This window comes from Photobacterium sp. CCB-ST2H9 (genome assembly GCF_023151555.2).
In the GTDB taxonomy this organism is placed as follows: domain Bacteria; phylum Pseudomonadota; class Gammaproteobacteria; order Enterobacterales; family Vibrionaceae; genus Photobacterium.
Genome location: NZ_CP100425.1, coordinates 3,344,073 through 3,365,658 on the forward strand (window position 1 = coordinate 3,344,073; position 21,586 = coordinate 3,365,658).

A 21,586-nucleotide genomic window follows, 5' to 3' on the forward strand; every position below is an offset into this window, starting at 1 on the left:
CTCACTGAGGTAAACGGCTGGCTGGCGTGCCACATGACGCCAGCGATCAACCCTCAGAGTTTACACGGCTTCTCTGACCGGTGCTGCGTGCTCCGCTGGTGTTTCATCAATCTTCATCAGCAGCACAGGCAGCCCCATCAGCGCCATCAGCCAGAACACATCGGCGCCCCACCAGCCGTAACCCCAGCCACTGAGGGTGGTCAAAGCGGCCATCACGGCGCCAAGCGGCAAGGCATTGTACAGCGCCTGCAGCGCGACCATCTGATGGCTTTCCGCATGCTGAATATAGCGAATCGCTGCCAGATGTGCGGCGGCAAAAGTCACCCCGTGCAATGCCTGCGTCAGCACCAGCATCGGCAGCTCTGTCATGGTCGCCGTCAGTCCCCAGCGGAGCAGCACACCTGCGGCGGCCAGCCGGAACATGGCCGCCACGCTCCAGCCGGCAAAGAGCCGCTTGCTCAGCGCAAATACGGCAATTTCAGCCACCACGCTGAAACTCCACAGGTAACCGCTGATTGCCTCGCTGAAACCAATCGACTTCCAGTACATGGCACTAAAGCTGTAATACGCCGCATGGCTGCCCTGCAGCAACGCCACAATCAGCAGAAAACGGATCACCCGGCGGTCGCGCAGAAAGCCCGTCAGCGGCGGCCTCGCCATCCGCTGGGCCTCCGCTTCAGCGGGCAGTACCGTCGGCTGGCGCAGTGACAACAGCAGTGCAGCCCCCAACCCAAGCATCGCCACCCAGGGAATCACCTGAGACCCGAGTTCTGCGGCAGCCAGCCCGGCAATGGTCGAACCGACGATAAAGGCAATCGAGCCCCATAACCGGGTTCGACCATAGTCTAAATGTCCCTCTTTGGCGTAGTAATTGGCCAGACTGTCGGACAGCGGAATGACCGGGCCGACCAGCAGGTTAAACAACACAATCACGACGGTCAGAGCGAGCAGGTTACCGCTGACCATGACAAATGCGGCACAGCAGATCAGGCTGAGCAAAGCCAGCCAGCGCAAGGCGGGCAGCAAGTGCTCCACGCGGTGAATCCGCGGTGTCAGCACCATATTGGCAAAACAGCGCACCCCGAGTCCCAGTCCCAGCAGCAGGCCGATGTCTCCGGCCGGGATACCCAGGGCATCCAGCCAGACCGCCCAGAACGGTAAATACACGCCATAGTTAAAATAAAAGCCGAACATATACTGCGCCGTCCAGCCAAATGGGCTACTTCTCAACATTCCCGACATTCCTGCTGCATTCAAAAAAACAGCAGACAGTATGCCTGCTGGGCACAACGCAGGAAAGCCTGTTTCCGAGGAATGTCACAACCCGCCAACAGGCACCAGACGGTGCGCTAGACTAAAGTCGGCTGGAGCAATTGCCGCGGCTGGGCGACACTGCTTCACAGAGGCTGTCCATTACCGGCAACCAGTTATCGGCAAAGCAATTACCAGTCAACCGATGCCGACCGTGCCGTGCCGAAACCTGTTCCGAACCCCCTTGCCGAGAAACCAGGGCAGCCTAACGGAGCGAGAATGCCATGCCGCAACCTTTCAACACGACGCTGATCCCCTTTGATCGTCTGGATCTCAGCCAGCAATCCCGGCTGGTCAATGCCCTGGATGTCGCCTATTTTCGTGCGGGGGAAGTGATCATTCATGCCGGAGCTGACTGTCAGTCACTGCATATCATCATGAAAGGGAGCGTTGAGGAAACTTCTGCCGATCAGCAGGAACATTTCGCCCACTACACCACAGACGATCTGTTTGACGTCCGGGCGCAGCTCAGCGGCCACAGCCGTCACCAGTACCGGGCCGTTGAAGACACCCTGTGCTACCTACTCCCGCAACCGATTTTTGCCGAGTTTTATCAGCAGAACCCGGATTTCGCGGCCTATTTCGATACCAATCTGGCGACCCGTCAGCAGTTGCTGGAGCAGGCCCACCGCCAGCCGAATCTGGCCGAATTCATTCTGACCCGCATCCGCCCCGATAACATCCAGCCTTGCCTGATGCTGAGCGCAGACACCGATCTGCATACCGCGACAGCCCGGATGCGCCAGCAAAACAGTGATGCTGCCTTTGTGATCCTGCCGGACAGCGCGCCGCACAGGTTCGGCATCGTAACCCGGACCGATCTTTTGCATGCCGTGATGCTGGACGGCAAAGCTACCAGTACGCCGGTCAGCCAGATTGCGACCACACCGGTGATCAGCATTGAACAGGGGGATTATCTGTTCAATGCCATGATTGCCATGACCCGGCATCGGGTGAAACGAGTGCTGATCACTCAGGGGGAAGACATCGCAGGGATGCTGGATATGACCCAGGTTCTGAGTCTGTTTTCCACCCATTCCCATGTGCTGGCGCTTCGCATTGCCCGGGCCGCCAGCATTGAAGAACTGGCCCTGGCTTCGGAAAGTCAGCCCTCTCTGGTGCAAACCCTGTTTAACAACGGCATCCACACCCGCTTTGTCATGGCGCTGATTGCCAGCATCAATGAACAGATAATCGAGAAAGCTTTCCAGCTGGTGGTCCCGGCGGATCGTCAGGAACAATGCTGCCTGCTGGTCCTGGGATCGGAAGGTCGCGGGGAACAGATTCTGAAAACCGATCAGGACAATGCCCTGATCCTCACTGACGGCGTTGACTGGCCCGACGCCCACACCGTGATGACGACCCTGAGTGACACCCTGTGCCAGCTTGGCTATCCGGCCTGTCCGGGCAAGGTCATGGTCAGTAACCCGGAGTGGGTGCACAGCGTCTCCGGCTGGCAGCAAACCATCCGGCAATGCTGTGACCAGGGCGATGAAAACGCGATGATGACTCTGGCGATTCTGGCTGACGCCCAGGCCGTCGCCGGCAACCGGAAGTTACTGGAACCGGTGAAACAGGCGCTGCACCATCAGCTGGCCAGCCAGGAGTTACTGTTGTCGACCTTTGCCCGTCCAGCCATGAAATTCAGCGTTCCCCTGACTCTGTTCGGCCAGATCAAACGCAGCAAACACGGGCCGGATATCAAGCGCGGCGGCATCTTTCCGATTGTGCATGGTGTCCGGACTCTGGCACTGGAATATGACGTGGCTGAAACCAATACCTTCAGCCGCCTGACCGCCCTCGAGCAACGCAAGGTTCTGGAACCGACCACGGCCTCAAACCTGAGTGAGGCCCTGAAGCTGTTTATCCGGCTCAGACTCAGGCAGCAGCTCAGTCTCAACGATGAAACCCTGACTGCCGGTCAGCAGCACCAGTTGGATCTGGCCGCTCTGAGCCGGGCTGAACGGGATGTCTTACGCCACAGTCTGCACGTGGTGAAAAAATTCAAGGAATGGCTCAGCTATCATTACCAGCTCAGGGACTGATAGCCGGATTACGGTGAGAAACACATGAATATACTGCGTCGTTGGTGGTATCAGTACAAATTCCGCCAACATCCAATCAAAGCCCTGTTTGAACGTTACCGCGGTGAAGAGCTGGTGTCGCTCGACTGTGAAACCACCAGCCTGGACCCGGCCAGCGCTGAACTGGTCTCAATTGCGGCCACCCGCATCCGTGCGAACCGGATCCTGACCAGCGAGTCGCTGCACCTGACGCTCAGCCCGCCCGACAGTCTGAATGCCGACTCCGTCACGATCCACCGATTGCGTCATCAGGATCTGAAACACGGGCTGGACGCTCAGGAAGCGCTGACCCAGCTTCTGGAATTTATCGGAAACCGTCCCCTGGTTGGCTACCATATCCGGTATGACAAGACGATCCTTGACCGCTATTTCCGACGGCTGTTTGGTTTTACCCTGCCCAACCGGCTGGTAGAGGTCAGTCACCTGTACCATGAACAGCTGGAGCGCCAGTTACCCAATACCAGCTATGATTTAAGTCTGGAAGCCATCAGCCGTCATTTGGATCTGCCTCAGAGTGAGCGGCATGATGCCCTTCAGGACAGTATCACTGCCGCACTGATTTATGTCCGGCTGAAACACGGGGATCTGCCGAGCCTGACATCGCCGCCGTTTTTTTCGAACCCGTCCGCCCGGCACGATGCAACCCAGTGTAAAACCGGAGAAAAAGTCATGACAGCGCACACTCATCCTAAAGTCTAATTGAGGAAGTACGCAATCTGGCACAAGTTAAGAGAAAGCGATTGATCCGGTCCGCTCAGGACGATGACGGAAACACAAGGAGAATAGAATGAGTGAGGTTCACGTTTACCCTGTCAACCAGCAGATTGCTGAGCGGGCTCATATCACGGAAGAGCAATACCGCGAGATGTACCAGCAGTCTGTCACTAACCCGGAAGCCTTCTGGGGCGAGCAAGGCAAAATCGTTGACTGGATCACCCCTTACACCAAAGTGAAACAAACCTCTTTCGATACCGGCCATGTCAGCATCAACTGGTTTGAAGACGGCACTCTGAACGTCTCAGCCAACTGCCTTGACCGTCACCTGGCCACCCGTGGCGATCAGCCCGCCATCATCTGGGAAGGTGATGACCCAAGCGACGATGCTACCCTGACCTACAACGAACTGCATCAGCAGGTCTGCCTGTTCGCCAACGCACTGAAAGCACAGGGCGTACAAAAAGGCGATGTGGTGTGCCTGTACATGCCGATGGTCGCAGAAGCCGCGGTCGCAATGCTGGCCTGTACCCGGATCGGGGCAGTCCACACCATTGTCTTCGGGGGTTTCTCTCCGGAAGCGCTGGCCGGTCGGATCATTGACTCAAAAGCCAAAGTCGTGGTGACTGCGGATGAAGGTGTCCGCGGCGGCCGTATTGTGCCGCTGAAAAAGAACGTTGATGACGCCCTGAAAAATCCGGAAGTCGACAGTGTAGAGAAAGTTGTGGTCTTCCAGCGTACCGGCAATCCGGTCGCATGGGACAGCAACCGTGATGTCTGGTGGCATGAAGCCACTGCAAATATGCCTGCGCAATGTGAACCTGAGCCGATGAATGCGGAAGACCCGCTGTTTATCCTCTATACCTCAGGGTCAACCGGCAAACCGAAAGGTGTACTGCATACCACCGGCGGTTATCTGGTGTATGCCACCATGACCTTCAAATACGTCTTCGATTATCAGGAAGGCGAGGTGTACTGGTGTACCGCCGATGTGGGCTGGATCACCGGCCACAGCTATCTGGTTTATGGTCCGCTGGCAAACGGCGCCACGACCCTGCTGTTCGAAGGGGTACCGAATTATCCGTCCACAGCACGCATGAGCGAAGTCGTTGACAAGCATCAGGTCAATATCCTGTATACCGCACCAACGGCGATCCGTGCGCTGATGGCCAAAGGCAATGAAGCCATTGAAGGCACAAACCGCTCCTCACTCCGCATTATGGGTTCTGTGGGTGAGCCGATAAACCCGGAAGCCTGGGAATGGTATCACCGGACCATCGGCGACAGCCGCTGCCCGATTGTGGATACCTGGTGGCAAACTGAGACCGGCGGCATTCTGATCACACCACTGCCGGGGGCGACGGCACTGAAACCGGGCTCAGCAACCCGTCCGTTCTTTGGTGTGCAGCCTGCGCTGGTCGACAATATGGGCAATATTCTTGAAGGCACCACCGAAGGCAATCTGGTGATCCTGGACAGCTGGCCGGGACAGATGCGCACGCTGTGGGGCGATCATGATCGCTTTGAACAGACTTACTTCTCGACCTTTAAAGGCATGTACTTTACCGGAGACGGCGCACGCCGTGACGAGGACGGTTATTACTGGATCACCGGTCGTGTGGATGATGTGCTGAACATTTCCGGTCACCGGATGGGAACCGCGGAAATCGAATCAGCGCTGGTGGCCTTTGATAAAATCGCAGAAGCAGCCATCGTGGGGGTTCCTCACGACATCAAAGGACAGGCCATTTACGCTTATATCACGCTGAACGATGGTGTGGTACCGACCGCCGAGCTCCATAAAGAAGTGAAAGACTGGGTACGGAAGGAAATCGGCCCGATCGCAACGCCAGACTTCCTGCACTGGACCGATGCTCTGCCGAAAACCCGTTCCGGTAAGATCATGCGCCGAATTCTGCGCAAAATCGCCACCGGGGACACCGGTTCACTGGGTGATACCTCGACTCTGGCCGATCCAAGCGTGGTTGATAAACTGATTGCGGAGAAAGAAAAGGTCGTCTGACCCCAATCTCAACACCGAGCTCCGTTCAAGCCGCCGTCAGGCGGCTTTTTTATCCCCGAACACCGCAATTCAAGCCTGTTTCTCCGCGCATCCCGCATTCAGTCCGGGAACTCTCCGCAGCCCTCCGCTGTCAGACAGGATTGCAGAGTAACTTTTTGGAACCTGCAGCATTCTGCCGTGATTTTCAGCAAAACCGATTAAGATTCAACGCGATTGGCCGCTTATGTTCTAAGTGGGCGTCATCAGGTGGCTATCTTACTGAAGCGTCGGTGAAAATGAAGGCAACACGTCGCAAATCAAGCCGTCTGCGTACAGGTGTAAGGTCAAAAAAGCGGTGATTAGACCAGTATTTTGCTGCGAATTGCGCTGAATTCTCTATAATTGAGCGACAAACAGGTTAAAAGCCGTGATGGTTTGCATGAAAGGAAGCAAAGTCACAGTTTTTTTGTGCTTTGACACTTGATTCGGCAAGAACAGGTCAAGAACGAGTATAGATAACTGAATATGTCGACTAATTACCGTATTTTACTACTGAACGGACCCAATCTGAATTTGCTGGGACTGCGAGAGCCCGGCCACTACGGCCAGCAGACGCTGGATCAGATTGTCGCAAACCTGAGTGCCCAAGCCACGAATCTGGGCGTGACACTGGATCACCTGCAGTCCAATGCAGAACACGAACTGATTGAGGCCATCCACCAGGCCCATGGCAAGGTGGACTTTATCCTCATCAATCCGGCCGCCTATACCCATACCAGCGTCGCCATCCGCGATGCGCTGCTGGGGGTGGCGATCCCGTTTATTGAAATACATTTGTCTAATGTGCACGCCCGCGAGCCTTTCCGCCATCACTCTTATCTGTCAGACAAGGCAGTCGGTGTGATCTGCGGCCTGGGTCCGGATGGTTATGAATTCGCCCTGGAGGCAGCCGTGCGCCGCCTTCAGAACGCTCAATGAACAAACATAAAGAGAACAGATACATGGATATTCGCAAGATCAAGAAACTTATCGAACTGGTAGAAGAATCAGGCATCTCTGAGCTGGAAATCTCTGAAGGTGAAGAGTCCGTACGCATCAGCCGCACCTCTGCTGCTGCGCACGTTGCTCCTGCGCACGTTTACGCTGCAGCACCAGCGCCTGTTGCTGCGCCGGCACCTGCGGCACCAGTTGAAGCGGCTGCACCAGCAGTACCTGTCGCTGCTGAGCCTGCTGGCCACAAAGTTCTGTCACCAATGGTCGGTACTTTCTACCGTGCACCAAGCCCGGAAGCGAAGCCATTCATTGAAGTGGGTCAGAGCGTAAACGTTGGCGATACCCTGTGTATCGTTGAAGCGATGAAGATGATGAACCAAATCGAAGCTGATAAAGCCGGTACTGTAGTTGCGATTCTGGCTGAAAACGGTGATCCGATTGAGTTCGATCAACCACTGGTTATCATCGAGTAACTGGGGCGCTTATGTTAGATAAAGTAGTCATCGCAAACCGCGGCGAGATCGCCCTGCGTATCTTGCGTGCCTGTAAAGAGCTGGGGATCAAAACGGTGGCTGTGCATTCCACCGCTGACCGCGATCTGAAACACGTATTGCTGGCAGACGAGTCGATCTGTATCGGCCCTGCGCGTGGTACGGACAGCTACCTGAATATTCCACGCATTATCAGTGCGGCTGAAGTCACCGGTGCGGTTGCTATCCACCCGGGTTATGGCTTCCTGTCTGAGAATGCTGACTTTGCTGAGCAGGTTGAACGCTCAGGCTTCATCTTCGTCGGCCCGAAAGCGGAAACTATCCGCCTGATGGGTGACAAAGTTTCTGCAATCAACGCGATGAAGAAGGCCGGTGTACCTTGCGTACCGGGCTCTGACGGCCCGCTGGGCAACGATGAAGCGAAAAACAAATCAATCGCGAAGCGCATCGGTTTTCCGGTAATCATCAAAGCCTCCGGCGGCGGCGGCGGTCGTGGTATGCGCGTTGTCCGCAAAGAAGCGGATCTGGTTCAGTCCATCGCGATGACCCGTGCAGAAGCCAAAGCAGCATTCAACAACGATATGGTGTACATGGAGAAATTCCTGGAAAACCCACGCCATATCGAAGTTCAGGTTCTGGCTGATGGTCAGGGCGGCGCAATCCACCTGGGTGAGCGTGACTGTTCGATGCAGCGTCGTCACCAGAAAGTGGTTGAAGAAGCTCCGGCACCAGGCATCACCGAAGAAATGCGTAAGTACATCGGTGAGCGTTGTACCCGCGCATGCCTTGAAATCGGTTACCGCGGTGCAGGTACGTTTGAATTCCTGTACGAAAACGGCGAGTTCTATTTCATTGAAATGAACACCCGGATTCAGGTTGAGCACCCAGTGACTGAAATGGTCACCGGCGTTGACCTGATCAAAGAGCAGCTGCGTATTGCTGCCGGTCAGCCGCTGTCATTCAGCCAGAGCGACATTCACATGCGTGGTCACGCGATTGAGTGCCGTATCAATGCTGAAGATCCGGTGCGTTTCCTGCCGTCTCCGGGCAAGATCGAGCGTTTCCACCCGCCAGGTGGTATGGGTATTCGCTGGGAATCCCACATTTACGCTGGCTACACAGTACCGCCGCACTACGATTCTATGATCGGTAAACTGATTGCTTACGGTGAGAACCGTGACGTGGCTATTTCGCGTATGCGTAATGCCCTGAACGAAATGATCATCGACGGCATCAAAACCAACGTTCCGCTGCAGAAAGACATCATGGCAGACGAGAACTTCCAGCATGGTGGCGCCAACATCCACTATCTGGAGAAAAAACTGGGCCTGCAATAAGCCTCTCAGTTTTCCACCGATTCAGGCTGCCTCCGGGCAGCCTTTGTTTTTCCTCAACTTCCTGCACAACGCCTCTGGCACCGCCTGACATCATTTGACACAATAATGCCCTTTCTTGATCGTTAAACCCTTTTTTACAGACTTCTGAGCCGGTTTCGACGCCATTTCCCGACATTTAAGATCGAAACACGGACCGACAGGAACTTCAGTATGAAGACACTTTCTACCCGTTACCAACAGGCACACAGAGAAGCCAGATGGGCACTGGGGCTGGCTGTTGCCTACTTCCTGTGGTGGTATTGCTCCGCCTATTTCTTTGCGCCGGACTCAGCCCGGGACACCCTCCCTGAACTGTACTGGGGCTTTCCGCTCTGGTTCCTGCTGGCCTGCCTGGCTGGCCCGGTACTCTTTACCCTACTGTGCGCCCTGATGGTGAAATACATCTATCAGGATATGCCGCTTGATGTTGATGAGGAAAATGCCGATGAATAACCAACTGCTGATCCCGCTCATCCTCTATCTTGTAGCCGTGTTTGCGCTAGCATACTTCACCCGGCGCCAGAGACAGCAAGACGGCGGCTTTCTGAGTGAATACCTGCTGGGGAACCGCAGCATGGGCGGCTTTGTGCTCGCCATGACCCTTGCCGCAACCTATGCCAGTGCCAGCTCCTTCATCGGCGGCCCTGGTGCGGCCTACAAAATGGGACTGGGCTGGGTACTGCTGGCGATGATTCAGCTCCCGGCCGCCTGGCTGACACTGGGCGTACTGGGGAAGAAATTTGCCATCGAAGCCCGCAAGCACAACGCACTGACCCTGAATGACATGCTCTACGCCCGCTACCAGAATCGTGGGGTGGTGATTTTTGCTTCTCTGGCATTGCTGCTGGCATTTTTCGGCACCATGGTGGTTCAGTTTGTCGGCGGCGCCCGGCTGTTGCAAACCGTCACCGGTCTGTCTTATTCACAGGGACTGATGATCTTTGCCGCCACCGTCGGGCTGTACACCACCATTGGCGGATTCCGGGCCGTGGTGATGACCGACACCCTTCAGGGCATCATGATGATCATCGGGACACTGGCGCTGCTGGCTGGCATTATTCATACCGGTGGCAGCGTCGGTGAACTGGTAACAACGCTGCATCAGATTGATCCGGCACTGATTTCTCCCTACGGACCAGACAACTTTCTGTCGCAGCCCTTTATGCTCAGTTTCTGGGTGCTGGTCTGCTTCGGAGTCATCGGCCTGCCTCACGCCGCTGTACGCTGTATGTCTTACAAAGACAGCAAATCCCTGCATCAGGGTATGGTGATCAGTACCGTGATGGTGGCTTTTCTGATGCTGGGTATGCATCTGGCCGGTGCATTGGGCCGGGCGCTGGTGCCGGACATCGCCACTCCGGATCAGATCATGCCGACGCTGATGATGACGGTCCTGCCACCAGTGGTGGCGGGTATTTTCCTGGCCGGTCCGATGGCAGCCATCATGTCGACCATCGACTCCCAGCTGATCCAGGCATCCGCCACACTGCTCAAAGATCTTTATCTCAACTACATCAACCCGAAAGCAGCACAGCAGGCGGATATCACCGAAAAACTGCCGAAACTTTCCCTCTGGGTGACCGGCATTTTTTCCGTGCTGGTTTTTGTCGCAGCAACCAACCCGCCAGACATGATCATCTGGCTCAACCTGCTGGCGTTCGGGGGCATGCAAGCCGTCTTCCTGTGGCCGCTGGTTTTGGGGCTGTACTGGCAGAAAGCCTCAGCCGCAGGTGCCTTTGCTTCCATGGTGGCCGGGCTGGGCTGCTACACGGCCATGTCCGTTTTCAAACCGGATCTCGGCGGGATGCATGCCATCGTCCCGACGCTGCTGGTGGGTCTGTTCAGCTTTGTGGCTGGCAGTTATGCCTGGCCTGCGCGGCAGCCAGACTTACAGCCTCAGGTCTGATCCACTATACAGTCATCAAACAGCGCCATTTGGTGCTGTTTTTTCATCTCGAACCAGCATCCCCTGCCGTGCGTATCAGGAAGCTGATGCGGACTGACTACTTTTCGTGCTACACTCCGCGGCCTTGAACCACAGTCCCTTTGAAAGCGAATGTACCCATGCCTTGGATTCAACTGAAACTGAATGCCACCGCCGCCAATGCAGAAGCCATTGGTGATCTGCTGATGGAAGAAACCGGTGCCCTGTCGGTCACTTTTCTGGATGCCCATGACACCCCCGTCTTCGAGCCACTGCCGGGTGAAACCCGCCTTTGGGGCGATACGGATGTCGTCGGCCTGTATGACGCAGAAAGCGATATGGACATGGTGCTCAGCCTGCTGAAAAACAGCCCCCTGCTGGCCGACGATTTCGCTTGTAAAGTCGAGCAGCTGGAAGACAAAGACTGGGAACGCGAGTGGATGGATAACTTCCACCCGATGAAATTCGGAACCCGCCTGTGGATCTGTCCGAGCTGGCGTGAAGCCCCTGAACCGGATGCAGTCAATGTATTACTGGATCCGGGCCTGGCGTTCGGCACCGGGACCCACCCGACAACCTCACTGTGTCTGGAGTGGCTGGACAGCCAGGATCTGACCGGAAAAACCGTGATCGATTTCGGCTGTGGCTCCGGCATTCTGGCGATTGCTGCGCTGAAACTGGGCGCGGCCAAAGTGATTGGGATCGACATCGATCCGCAGGCCATCCTGGCTTCCCGTGACAATGCGGAACGCAATGGTGTCGCTGAGCGTCTGGAACTGTTCCTCCCGGCTGAACAGCCGGAAAATCTGCAGGCAGATGTCGTGGTCGCCAACATTCTGGCTGGTCCGCTGCGCGAACTGTCGCCGGTGATCAAGAGCCTGGTCCGGGACGGCGGCCTGCTGGCAATTTCCGGTGTGCTGGAAAGTCAGGCAGAAGACGTGGCCAGCCACTACAGCGATGAACTGACGCTGGATCCGATTGCCGCCCGTGAAGAATGGTGCCGGATTTCAGGCCAAAAAGGCTAATCTGGACAAAATTGTCCATTGGCCAATTTCTGAGCAATTCACTGAATTCCATGGTCTTTTAGCCCCCAATTCAGGAATGCTCAAATATTGGCCTTTTCAGCACCACAAAAAATGCGTAAAATGCGCGCCCTTACTGGCATAGTCAGGAACAGACGTTGAAGATCGGTCCTTATCAATTAGACAACCCGTTAATTGTCGCCCCCATGGCGGGCGTGACCGATCGTCCGTTTCGGGAACTGTGCCTGCGCCACGGCGCAGGTATGGCCGTCAGCGAAATGATGTCTGCAAACCCAGACGTTTGGAAAACTGCCAAGTCGCTCAACCGCATGGTGCATGAAGGTGAGTCTGGCCTCCGTTCGGTACAGATTGCCGGGGCAGATCCCCAGCAAATGGCCGATGCCGCCCGCTTCAGCGTGGCGCATGGTGCTCAGATCATCGATATCAACATGGGTTGCCCGGCGAAGAAAGTAAACAAACGCCTGGCAGGCTCTGCCCTGCTGCAGTACCCGGATCTTGTCGAGGATATCCTCAAGGCCGTGGTCAACGCCGTGGACGTCCCTGTGACGCTCAAAACACGGACCGGCTGGGATACAGAGAACCGAAACTGTGTCGCGATCGCACAGCTCGCTGAACACTGTGGCATTCAGGCCCTGGCGCTGCACGGCAGAACCAAAGCCTGTATGTACAAAGGGGAAGCGGAATACGATTACATCAAGGCAGTGAAACAGGCAGTGTCGATTCCTGTGATTGCGAACGGTGATATCGACTCGCCGGAAAAAGCACGCTTCGTCCTGGATTATACCGGGGCCGATGCCTTGATGATTGGTCGCCCTGCACAGGGCAGACCCTGGATTTTTCGCGAAATCCAACATTACTTAACAACCGGGGAACACTTGCCTGCGCCTTCTTTTGAAGAAGTCAGCAGCATTCTGATGGAGCATGTACAGGCACTCCACGCCTTTTACGGGGAGTACCAGGGGCTACGCATTGCACGCAAACACGTGTCTTGGTACCTCAAAGAACAGGCTTCTGCAGGTGATTTCCGCCGGACCTTCAACGCTATCGAGGATGCCCAACAGCAGCTCGATGCGCTGCAAGGCTACTTCGACAACGTTGCATAAATACCAGAAGAGCTTACAGAATATGTTCGAACAAAATCTGACTTCCGAAGCACTTACAGTGACTACAGTCACTTCTCAAGACCAAATCACTCAGAAGCCTCTGCGTGACTCCGTCAAAGCCTCGCTAAAGAACTATCTCGCCCAGCTGAATGGTCAGGACGTCGATGATCTGTACGAGCTTGTACTGGCAGAAGTTGAGCAACCCCTGCTGGACACCATCATGCAGTACACCCGCGGTAACCAAACCCGCGCTGCAACCATGATGGGCATCAACCGCGGTACCCTGCGTAAGAAACTGAAAAAGTATGGTATGAACTAAAAGCTGCAGGTTGAGCTTTTATTCCGGAAAGGGGTTCCTGTTCACGCAGGAACCCCTTTCTTATGAACTCCCTGTCACCAGCACCAACAATCGATTCTACTTCCTGCTCCAGCCAATCACCTGCCCTGTAATTTTGCTACAAATCGATTCTGCGTAAATAACCCCTATTTATTTCGCCCTTCAAACAAAAACCCAGCAGTGATCCACATCACTCTAGATTCGCTCACCCCATCCAGGAAATATCAATTGTGTGATTTTTATCACTAAAAGTTTAAATAGCAACAGTCAGCAATTGAGGTGCCGATCACCTAAAATTAATTTGACAATTTTAAAACTCAAGTAATGTAAGGGAATTACAGCGACGGAATGATGCTGGGATCACAATAATTTGGTGGGGATGGGCTAAGAAAAGAGACGGGAGTCACGAAACCCCCGTCATCAGTTTGGTTTTCAGGATCTGTGGTAGATTGATTGGGTACGAAGCAATCGACGGTTTTGGCGAACCGTTATCCACACAACAGAACTTAAAACTGAACATCAAACGGGGAAAGGTCATGATATCACCAGACACCAAGATCAAGATACAGAATTTTGGTCGCTTCCTCTCCAACATGGTGATGCCCAATATTGGTGCATTCATCGCTTGGGGGTTTATCACCGCACTGTTTATTCCGACCGGCTGGCTGCCAAATGAGACGATCGCCAAGCTGGTTGGCCCGATGATCACCTACCTGCTGCCGCTGCTGATTGGTTATACCGGCGGTAAACTGGTTGGTGGCGACCGGGGCGCTGTCGTCGGTGCCGTCACCACGATGGGTGTGATTGTCGGTACCGATATTCCTATGTTCATGGGGGCCATGATTGTCGGCCCGATGGGCGGCTGGGCCATTAAGCACTTTGATAAAGCCGTGGAAGGCAAAATCAAAAGCGGCTTCGAAATGCTGGTCAATAACTTCTCCGCCGGTATCATTGGTATGATCTGTGCCATTATTGCCTTCTTCCTGATCGGCCCTTTCGTGAAGATTCTCTCCGGTGGCCTGGCAGCAGGTGTGAACTTCCTGGTGGATGCCGGATTGTTACCCCTGACCTCAATTTTCGTTGAACCGGCGAAGATCCTCTTCCTGAATAATGCGATTAACCATGGCATTTTCTCGCCGCTGGGAATCCAGCAATCCAATGAAATAGGCCAGTCCATCTTCTTCCTGATTGAAGCCAACCCGGGTCCTGGGCTTGGTATTTTACTGGCGTACATCATGTTCGGTCGCGGCACGGCAAAACAAACCGCCGGGGGTGCTGCCATCATTCACTTCTTCGGTGGGATCCACGAGATTTACTTCCCGTATATTCTGATGAACCCGCGCCTGATCCTGGCCGCCATAGCTGGCGGGATGACAGGGGTTTTCACCCTGACCCTGTTCCACGCAGGTCTGGTTTCTCCCGCTTCACCTGGCTCAATCTTTGCTGTCATGCTGATGGCGCCGAAGTCTTCCATGGTCGGTGTCCTGTGCTCCATTGCAGCAGCGGCAAGCGTATCCTTCCTGGTTGCGTCACTCCTGCTGAAAACCCAGAAAGTGACCGACGAAGATGACGGTACCTCGCTGGAAGCAGCCAGTGAAAAAATGAAGGCCATGAAATCCGGTAAATCCTCTGAAGGCAAGGCCACGGTCAATGCAAAACAGTCTTCCGGGGCAGAACTGAGCCAAGTGCGCCGTATAATTGTGGCCTGTGATGCCGGCATGGGGTCGAGTGCCATGGGTGCCGGTCTGCTGCGCAAAAAAGTGAATGAAGCCAGACTGAATATTGAGGTCACCAACAGTGCCATCAATAACCTGCCGGATGATGTCGATGTAGTGATCACACACCGGGATCTGACGGAACGTGCCCGCAAGCACGCTCCGCATGCCTGTCATATTTCACTGACCAACTTCCTGGACGGTCAGGTTTATAACGATCTGATCACCCGGATTATCGCCGCCAGCAGTCCGGATGCCGCCAATGACCCGACACTGGTCAAGCTGACCCCGGTGGCAGCCAACGATGATTCACTGGCACCGCAACCACCCACAGTGTTCCAGATCCAGGCCGACAATATTCATCTGGGACTGAAAGCTACAAATAAGGAAGAAGCCATCCGCTTCGCCGGTGAACAACTGGTGAAACTGGGCTATGCCGAACCAGATTACGTGAATGCCATGTTCGACCGTGAAGCTCTGGTCCCCACTTATCTCGGCGAGTCCATTGCGGTGCCGCACGGCACGGTCGAGGCCAAGGACCGCGTGATCAAAACCGGCATCGTCATTTGCCAGTACCCGGACGGCGTCCTGTTTACCGAAGACGAAGATGACATCGCCCATCTGGTGATCGGCATCGCCGCCAAAAATGATGAACATATTCAAGTGATTACAACCATCACCAATGCACTGGATGATCCAGAGGCCATTGAGCGCCTCAAACGGACGCAGGACGTGCAAGAAGTGCTGAGCATTCTTGCCAGCGAAGAAGCAGCCTGAGGCAGTGTCTTTCGGGGCCGGGCTCGCCGGCCTCTCTCATTGAAGGTAGGAATCATCATGAAAGCAGTTCATTTTGGCGCTGGCAATATCGGCCGCGGATTCATCGGTAAAGTTCTGGCAGATGCACAAGTCAATGTTACTTTTGCCGACGTCAACGAGCCACTCATCGATCAGCTCAGCCATGCGCAGTCTTATACCGTCAAAGTGGTAGGCAACGACTGCCATCTCGATACGGTCAGTCATATCACAGCCGTGAATGCCGCAGGGCCGGATGTCATCGATCAAATTGTCCAGACAGATTTGATCACCACAGCCGTCGGCCCGGCGGTGCTGGATAAAATCGCCAGAACCATTGCCGAAGGGCTGACCAAGCGGTTTGCTTCGGGCAACCAGCAGCCCCTGAATATCATCGCCTGTGAAAACATGGTCCGGGGCACCACTCACCTGAAAGCCGAAGTCTACAAACATTTGTCGCCGGCGGATCAGACACTGGCAGATGACTACGTGGGTTTTGTTGATTCTGCTGTCGATCGCATCGTCCCGCCTGCGGATGCCGCCAACGACGATCCGCTGGAAGTCACCGTCGAAAGTTTCAGCGAGTGGATTGTCGACCAGCAACAGTTTAAAGGCGACATTCCTGCCATCGCTGGCATGGAAACCACCAACGATCTGATGGCTTTTGTTGAACGGAAGTTGTTTACACTCAACACTGGTCATATCATGACGGCGTATCTGGGCGCTTTACGCGGTTATGAAACCATCCGGGATGCCATTGAGGATAACGATATTCGTGCTCAGGTCAGAAATGCCATGCGCGAAAGCGGTGAAGTGCTGATCCGCCGCTACGGCTTCGACCGGGACCAGCACAATGCCTATATCGAAAAAATCCTGACCCGTTTTGCCAATCCCTTCCTGCGTGATGAGATTGACCGGGTCGGCCGACAGCCCATCCGTAAACTGGGCAGTAACGACCGGCTGATTAAACCATTACTGGGAACGATTGAATACGGAACACCCAACCAAACCCTGATCACCGGGATTGCGGCGGCACTGAAGTACGTCAATCCCAGCGATCCGCAGGCGGTCGAGTTACAAAACACATTGAGAGAAAAAGGGGTATGCCAGACACTGGCTCAATACACCGGACTGGATGCTGGCAGCGATGCGGCCCGCCGGATTGAACAGTGCTATCAGGCCTTATCCTGAAAATTGACGGGGAGTGCGCTCCCCGTTTTTTGCAGCAAAGAGAACTTTTATCCATGCCACCATGTGAACACGAAGCAGACATCATTGAGCGACTGAACGAAGCCAACACAGTCCGCGGCTTTTTCATTGCCACTGTTGAGATTCTGGAGGAAGCGGTGGACAGACTGATCCAGCGGATTTTCCGGAAAGATGACTTTGCGGTGAAGTCCGTGGTGGAGCCTTTGTTGCACGATTCTGGCCCGCTCGGAGAACTGACGGTGCGTCTGAAACTACTGTATGGACTGGGCGTCATTGCACAGCCTGTTTATCAGGATATTGAACGCTGTCTTCGGATCAGAGACATGCTCAACCGGGACGGCTCTGAATACAGCTTTACGGACCCTAAAATCATCAAAGAGATTAAAGCGCTGCATCAGGCGAATGTGATGGGCGTGGCTCAGCTCGACATGGCCCCCATCTCAGAAGACATTGATCTCAGCTTCTATCAGATGCAAATGGCCCGGCAGGAACAGGTGGTGAAATCTACTCTGGCACTGGCCATTTCAGGGATTGCGACTGAACTGAACAAAGACAGCCCGTTTTAATCCACGGTCTGTCTCTGCCCATGCAAGCGCTCTCCTCTTAGACCCAAGCAATTGGGTCAGGAATAAATTTCATCCGCCTGCTGATACCCATCAGCGAATTCAAGAATCGCTGCAAAGATAGTGTCAGCTTCTTCAGGATGACAGTTCACTTCATGGTAAAAGGCAAACGATGACACATCCGCCCTCACCTTAATCCACCTCTTTGTTGGATGGAGAGCAACTTTACCTTTTTCATAGAATAAAGCAGTAAGTTCCTCTTTTTTCTTTTCAAAACCGGTGAAGTTAAAAGCCATCAGTGCCATACCGCCAGCCCCAACAAAAGCAAACGGCCCCAAAATAAAGACAGAAAGAATACAGACGACAATGCCAACACGAGCAAGTTTTCGCACAGCACTGTATGCGGATTCAGGAATATCTTCGAGTTGGGTATAGCGAATCCCGAGCGCGGTTAATTGATAGTGATAAACCCAAGGCGAACAAGCAAAGTTCTTTAAAAAGATCCACCATCCCCAGCCTAAACCAAAACAGAGAAAAAGTTTTGGTAAAAACCAGTAACTGCCAGGTTCATAACTGGCAGCAAAGAATATCCCACCAAAGAGAACACTGATCAGAATATAAAAATCTTGTCGAAATTTATCGATTGTGACTATTGCTGTCCATTCAAACAATACAGGCGCGTCTTTCAACTGCGCTTTCATTGCTTTCACTTGTTCGTCACTGATTTCAGCAATGTTCCTGTGTTCTTGTGTTTCACTCATTGAGGGGCCCTTAAAACAGATGACTCATTTTTTCAAAATTCACGCATATATATTTACTTTAAAATACTTCAATGAATTTTTTTACTTATTTATTTTCAACAGCAAATTGATTATTCATATTCAGTTCGACATCAGCATTCAGACATTTATAACAAAATTATAAACTGTTGGGGGTTATTCCAGGTTAGATGTCCTTTGATTGATATGTTTAAATGGGAGGATAATCACTTTCGTTGATTGAACATGATTTTATTTTTGAAGACAGTTCCAAGAGGCACATTAAACGGATAATACAAAACAAGATCTAATCAATTTATCAAATGAGATCTCATTTAAAAACCCAGAGCCACACTGAGTGCAAAGCTTGATTAAGGAGCGAGCTTCAATACATCAAAATAGGGAGAAGAGAGTGGGATACGCACAAGGGATTCAATACTGACAGCACCGGATCGGTATGGATCCGACCCGGTCTGATTTAACTAGCTTACAAATAATCACACAAATAAGCGGTGGTTTCTTCAATGCGAACATCGAAAGCGGCATCACCTGGTACTTCAAAGTCGTCACCGGCGTTGTAGGTTTCCCACTCAACATGGCCCGGCAGCTTCACGGTAATCGTCCCTTTCACAACCGTCATGCGCTCAGGCGCCGCGGTTGAGAAAGTGTAATTGCCAGGCAGCATCACGCCAACACTGCTGCGCGCACCCTGCGCTTCAAAGCCAATTGACTTTACATTTCCATCAAAATATTCGTTCGTATTCAGCATGATATTCCTTATCCTGAAAAAGCTGGATGCCTCACGCTACCACAGTTCATGAGGGGCGCATACCTCTTTCTTTATGTCCGGAAAACGGCGGCTCAGTGGGGTTCATCCGCCAGGGCTTCGAGGATCGAACAATGGCTGGCATCATCGTCTGCTTCCCCGCAACAGGCATCATTAATCTTCTTCAGAGCGCGTCGAATTCGCTGCAGCTCTGCCAGTTTGGCATCAATGTCTTCGAGCTTAGCCTGGGTAATCGCTTTCACCTCAGCACAGCTGTGCTGATCGGCTTCCAGACGGATGGTCAGCAGTTCTCGAATTTCCTCAAGACTGAGCCCGACCGCCTTTGCACGCAAAATAAAACGGACGCGGGATAAGTCTTCCTCATGATACAGACGGTATCCGCCTTCACTGCGCTCCCGGGGCACCAGCAAGCCGTTTTTTTCATAAAACCGCAGGGTGTCACTGCTGACGTCGCACAATTTAGCCAGCTGTCCAATCAAATACCTAGCCATTGGGTTTCAAAGCTCCTCTCCTCCTGCCATTGCAGACACACCGTTCCAGACAAAAAACGCCCAAGGCAAACGTTTGCGCAACGCAGGGAATCATGTAAAATACGCGCCATCACTCAATCCCGTCCACTCTGCCGGATGAGGCTATTTGCCAAAGGCAACCGTACGTTTCTGGTCAGCTTTTGGCAAATAATTCACCGCAATCAAAGAGATGGTAGCAATGGAAAACGCTCGTCCTATTCGCCGTGCTCTGATCAGCGTATCAGACAAAACGGGAATTGTTGAATTCGCACAAGCTCTTGCCAACCGTGGCGTCGATATTCTGTCCACCGGTGGGACTGCCCGCCTCCTGGCTGACCAGGGCATTCAGGTTACTGAAGTTTCCGACTACACCAGCTTCCCTGAAATGATGGATGGCCGCGTGAAGACCCTGCACCCGAAAGTACACGGTGGCGTACTGGGGCGTCGTGGTCAGGATGATGCAATCATGGCTGAGCATGGCATTGCACCGATTGATATGGTGGTGGTGAACCTGTATCCGTTCGCGGCAACCGTCGCCAAACCAGGCTGTACGCTGGAAGATGCGATCGAGAACATCGATATCGGCGGCCCGACGATGGTACGCAGCGCAGCGAAAAACCACAAAGACGTCACCATTGTGGTTAATGCACACGACTACGACCGCGTGCTGGCGGAGATGGCCGACAACGACGGCTCTCTGACCCATGCCACCCGTTTTGATCTGGCCATTGCCGCATTCGAACACACCGCTGCTTACGATGGCATGATCGCCAACTACTTTGGCACCATGGTCCCTTCATATGGGGACCCTGCTGTTCATCAACAAGCGCAAGAAGGCGACGAGGCATCAAAATTCCCGCGCACCTTCAACCAGCAGTTCATCAAAAAACAAGACATGCGTTATGGCGAAAACAGCCATCAGGATGCCGCGTTCTATGTGGAAGCCCAGCCTGAGGAAGCCTCTGTGGCAACCGCACGCCAGCTGCAAGGCAAAGCGTTGTCTTACAACAATATCGCGGATACCGATGCCGCACTGGAATGCGTGAAAGAATTCGACCAGCCAGCCTGTGTCATCGTCAAACACGCTAACCCTTGTGGTGTTGCACTGGGTGCAACCCTGCTGGAAGCTTATGACCGCGCCTACAAGACCGACCCGACGTCAGCCTTCGGTGGTATTATTGCATTCAACGGCGAACTGGATGCCGAAACGGCAAAAGCCATTATCGACCGCCAGTTCGTGGAAGTGATTATTGCCCCGAGCGTCAGTGCTGAAGCGGCAGAAGTGGTCTCTGCCAAACAGAACGTCCGTCTGCTGGCATGTGGTCAGTGGCACAGCAAAACGACTGGGTTCGACGTCAAACGCGTAAACGGCGGTCTGCTGGTTCAGGACCGTGATCAGGGGATGGTGACTCAGAGCGATCTGAAAGTCGTTTCCAAACGCCAGCCGACCGAAGAAGAACTGCGTGATGCGCTGTTCTGCTGGAAAGTCGCCAAATACGTCAAATCCAATGCGATTGTGTACGCCAAAGGCAACATGACCATTGGTGTCGGTGCCGGCCAGATGAGCCGCGTTTATTCTGCGAAAATCGCGGGCATCAAAGCCGCAGATGAAAATCTGGAAGTGGCTGGCAGTGTGATGGCGTCGGATGCCTTCTTCCCGTTCCGCGATGGCATTGATGCCGCAGCTGAAGCTGGGATCACCTGCGTGATTCAGCCGGGCGGTTCGATGCGCGACGAAGAAGTCATTGCGGCTGCCGATGAACACGGCATGGCGATGGTCTTCACGGGCATGCGTCATTTCCGTCACTAACATTTCCCGAAGGCGTCCATTCGGCGCCTTCCTGCGTATTTCAGCCTCTGATCTAATCAGGGGCT

Annotated in this window: 19 protein-coding genes; 15 read left to right on the forward strand and 4 right to left on the reverse strand. The window is 53.9% G+C overall.

The features are described from left to right. Window positions 1–60 precede the first annotated feature (60 nt). Window positions 61–1,233: a 3-phenylpropionate MFS transporter gene (locus L4174_RS15375; protein ID WP_248144332.1), complete on the reverse strand. Its 1,173-nt coding sequence runs from the start codon at window positions 1,231–1,233 to the stop codon at window positions 61–63. Between the two features lie 302 nt (window positions 1,234–1,535). Here L4174_RS15375 and L4174_RS15380 point away from each other — a divergent pair, with 302 nt between their 5' ends. The 14 genes from L4174_RS15380 (at window position 1,536) to L4174_RS15445 (ending at window position 17,660) form a co-directional block, all read left to right on the forward strand. Further along, the gene (locus L4174_RS15380) at window positions 1,536–3,356 is read left to right on the forward strand and encodes a DUF294 nucleotidyltransferase-like domain-containing protein (protein WP_248144333.1); all 1,821 of its coding nucleotides are present in this window, start codon (window positions 1,536–1,538) and stop codon (window positions 3,354–3,356) included. Window positions 3,357–3,380: 24 nt separating this feature from the next. Further along, window positions 3,381–4,094, forward strand: coding sequence for a 3'-5' exonuclease (locus L4174_RS15385; protein ID WP_248144334.1), 714 nt, complete (start codon window positions 3,381–3,383; stop codon window positions 4,092–4,094). A gap of 88 nt (window positions 4,095–4,182) precedes the next feature. Continuing rightward, entirely contained in the window at window positions 4,183–6,132 is a 1,950-nt protein-coding gene (gene acs, locus L4174_RS15390; RefSeq protein ID WP_248144335.1) for an acetate--CoA ligase, read from the forward strand. A 504-nt stretch (window positions 6,133–6,636) separates the two neighbouring features. Then, window positions 6,637–7,089: a type II 3-dehydroquinate dehydratase gene (gene aroQ, locus L4174_RS15395; protein ID WP_248144336.1), complete on the forward strand. Its 453-nt coding sequence runs from the start codon at window positions 6,637–6,639 to the stop codon at window positions 7,087–7,089. Between the two features lie 23 nt (window positions 7,090–7,112). Next, on the forward strand, window positions 7,113–7,577 hold the full coding sequence (gene accB / locus L4174_RS15400) for an acetyl-CoA carboxylase biotin carboxyl carrier protein (protein ID WP_248144337.1): 465 nt from the start codon (window positions 7,113–7,115) through the stop codon (window positions 7,575–7,577). Window positions 7,578–7,588: 11 nt separating this feature from the next. Beyond that, a complete protein-coding gene (gene accC, locus L4174_RS15405; protein WP_248144338.1) occupies window positions 7,589–8,932 on the forward strand; it encodes an acetyl-CoA carboxylase biotin carboxylase subunit in 1,344 nt (447 codons plus the stop codon). A 210-nt stretch (window positions 8,933–9,142) separates the two neighbouring features. Beyond that, on the forward strand, window positions 9,143–9,424 hold the full coding sequence (locus L4174_RS15410; protein WP_248144339.1) for a YhdT family protein: 282 nt from the start codon (window positions 9,143–9,145) through the stop codon (window positions 9,422–9,424). Further along, on the forward strand, window positions 9,417–10,877 hold the full coding sequence (gene panF, locus L4174_RS15415; protein WP_248144340.1) for a sodium/pantothenate symporter: 1,461 nt from the start codon (window positions 9,417–9,419) through the stop codon (window positions 10,875–10,877). The genes L4174_RS15410 and panF overlap by 8 nt, the downstream gene beginning before the upstream one ends. Before the next feature lie 158 nt (window positions 10,878–11,035). Continuing rightward, complete coding sequence (gene prmA / locus L4174_RS15420) at window positions 11,036–11,920, forward strand: 50S ribosomal protein L11 methyltransferase (RefSeq protein WP_248144341.1); 885 nt, start codon at window positions 11,036–11,038, stop codon at window positions 11,918–11,920. 155 nt (window positions 11,921–12,075) lie between these two features. Further along, entirely contained in the window at window positions 12,076–13,041 is a 966-nt protein-coding gene (gene dusB, locus L4174_RS15425) for a tRNA dihydrouridine synthase DusB (protein WP_248144342.1), read from the forward strand. Between the two features lie 22 nt (window positions 13,042–13,063). After that, the gene (fis, locus tag L4174_RS15430; RefSeq protein WP_027254108.1) at window positions 13,064–13,360 is read left to right on the forward strand and encodes a DNA-binding transcriptional regulator Fis; all 297 of its coding nucleotides are present in this window, start codon (window positions 13,064–13,066) and stop codon (window positions 13,358–13,360) included. Between the two features lie 554 nt (window positions 13,361–13,914). Then, window positions 13,915–15,870: a PTS mannitol transporter subunit IICBA gene (locus tag L4174_RS15435; RefSeq protein WP_248144343.1), complete on the forward strand. Its 1,956-nt coding sequence runs from the start codon at window positions 13,915–13,917 to the stop codon at window positions 15,868–15,870. Window positions 15,871–15,927: 57 nt separating this feature from the next. After that, window positions 15,928–17,076 carry a mannitol-1-phosphate 5-dehydrogenase gene (locus L4174_RS15440; RefSeq protein ID WP_248144344.1) on the forward strand — a complete coding sequence of 383 codons (1,149 nt, stop codon included), beginning with the start codon at window positions 15,928–15,930 and terminating at the stop codon, window positions 17,074–17,076. 53 nt (window positions 17,077–17,129) lie between these two features. After that, window positions 17,130–17,660 (forward strand): MltR family transcriptional regulator, encoded by a 531-nt coding sequence (locus tag L4174_RS15445; RefSeq protein WP_248144345.1) that lies wholly within the window; start codon window positions 17,130–17,132, stop codon window positions 17,658–17,660. 56 nt (window positions 17,661–17,716) lie between these two features. Here L4174_RS15445 and L4174_RS15450 read toward each other — a convergent pair whose 3' ends face one another. The 3 genes from L4174_RS15450 to zntR form a co-directional block, all read right to left on the reverse strand. Next, a complete protein-coding gene (locus L4174_RS15450) occupies window positions 17,717–18,418 on the reverse strand; it encodes a hypothetical protein (protein ID WP_248144346.1) in 702 nt (233 codons plus the stop codon). Between the two features lie 484 nt (window positions 18,419–18,902). After that, complete coding sequence (locus tag L4174_RS15455) at window positions 18,903–19,184, reverse strand: pyrimidine/purine nucleoside phosphorylase (protein WP_248144347.1); 282 nt, start codon at window positions 19,182–19,184, stop codon at window positions 18,903–18,905. Between the two features lie 92 nt (window positions 19,185–19,276). Then, on the reverse strand, window positions 19,277–19,693 hold the full coding sequence (gene zntR / locus L4174_RS15460; protein ID WP_248144348.1) for a Zn(2+)-responsive transcriptional regulator: 417 nt from the start codon (window positions 19,691–19,693) through the stop codon (window positions 19,277–19,279). Window positions 19,694–19,910: 217 nt separating this feature from the next. On the opposite strand from zntR, the gene purH reads away from it, so the two are divergent. After that, window positions 19,911–21,521: a bifunctional phosphoribosylaminoimidazolecarboxamide formyltransferase/IMP cyclohydrolase gene (gene purH / locus L4174_RS15465; protein ID WP_248144349.1), complete on the forward strand. Its 1,611-nt coding sequence runs from the start codon at window positions 19,911–19,913 to the stop codon at window positions 21,519–21,521. Window positions 21,522–21,586 lie beyond the last annotated feature (65 nt).

Excerpts from the sequence above, each read along its gene's own strand:
- L4174_RS15375 (WP_248144332.1), bottom strand. The coding sequence starts at position 1,233 with ATGTTGAGAAGTAGCCCATTTGGCTGGACGGCGCAGTATATGTTCGGC.
- L4174_RS15380 (WP_248144333.1), top strand. The coding sequence starts at position 1,536 with ATGCCGCAACCTTTCAACACGACGCTGATCCCCTTTGATCGTCTGGAT.
- L4174_RS15385 (WP_248144334.1), top strand. The coding sequence starts at position 3,381 with ATGAATATACTGCGTCGTTGGTGGTATCAGTACAAATTCCGCCAACAT.
- acs (WP_248144335.1), top strand. The coding sequence starts at position 4,183 with ATGAGTGAGGTTCACGTTTACCCTGTCAACCAGCAGATTGCTGAGCGG.
- aroQ (WP_248144336.1), top strand. The coding sequence starts at position 6,637 with ATGTCGACTAATTACCGTATTTTACTACTGAACGGACCCAATCTGAAT.
- accB (WP_248144337.1), top strand. The coding sequence starts at position 7,113 with ATGGATATTCGCAAGATCAAGAAACTTATCGAACTGGTAGAAGAATCA.
- accC (WP_248144338.1), top strand. The coding sequence starts at position 7,589 with ATGTTAGATAAAGTAGTCATCGCAAACCGCGGCGAGATCGCCCTGCGT.
- L4174_RS15410 (WP_248144339.1), top strand. The coding sequence starts at position 9,143 with ATGAAGACACTTTCTACCCGTTACCAACAGGCACACAGAGAAGCCAGA.
- panF (WP_248144340.1), top strand. The coding sequence starts at position 9,417 with ATGAATAACCAACTGCTGATCCCGCTCATCCTCTATCTTGTAGCCGTG.
- prmA (WP_248144341.1), top strand. The coding sequence starts at position 11,036 with ATGCCTTGGATTCAACTGAAACTGAATGCCACCGCCGCCAATGCAGAA.
- fis (WP_027254108.1), top strand. The coding sequence starts at position 13,064 with ATGTTCGAACAAAATCTGACTTCCGAAGCACTTACAGTGACTACAGTC.
- L4174_RS15435 (WP_248144343.1), top strand. The coding sequence starts at position 13,915 with ATGATATCACCAGACACCAAGATCAAGATACAGAATTTTGGTCGCTTC.
- L4174_RS15440 (WP_248144344.1), top strand. The coding sequence starts at position 15,928 with ATGAAAGCAGTTCATTTTGGCGCTGGCAATATCGGCCGCGGATTCATC.
- L4174_RS15445 (WP_248144345.1), top strand. The coding sequence starts at position 17,130 with ATGCCACCATGTGAACACGAAGCAGACATCATTGAGCGACTGAACGAA.
- L4174_RS15450 (WP_248144346.1), bottom strand. The coding sequence starts at position 18,418 with ATGAGTGAAACACAAGAACACAGGAACATTGCTGAAATCAGTGACGAA.
- L4174_RS15455 (WP_248144347.1), bottom strand. The coding sequence starts at position 19,184 with ATGCTGAATACGAACGAATATTTTGATGGAAATGTAAAGTCAATTGGC.
- zntR (WP_248144348.1), bottom strand. The coding sequence starts at position 19,693 with ATGGCTAGGTATTTGATTGGACAGCTGGCTAAATTGTGCGACGTCAGC.
- purH (WP_248144349.1), top strand. The coding sequence starts at position 19,911 with ATGGAAAACGCTCGTCCTATTCGCCGTGCTCTGATCAGCGTATCAGAC.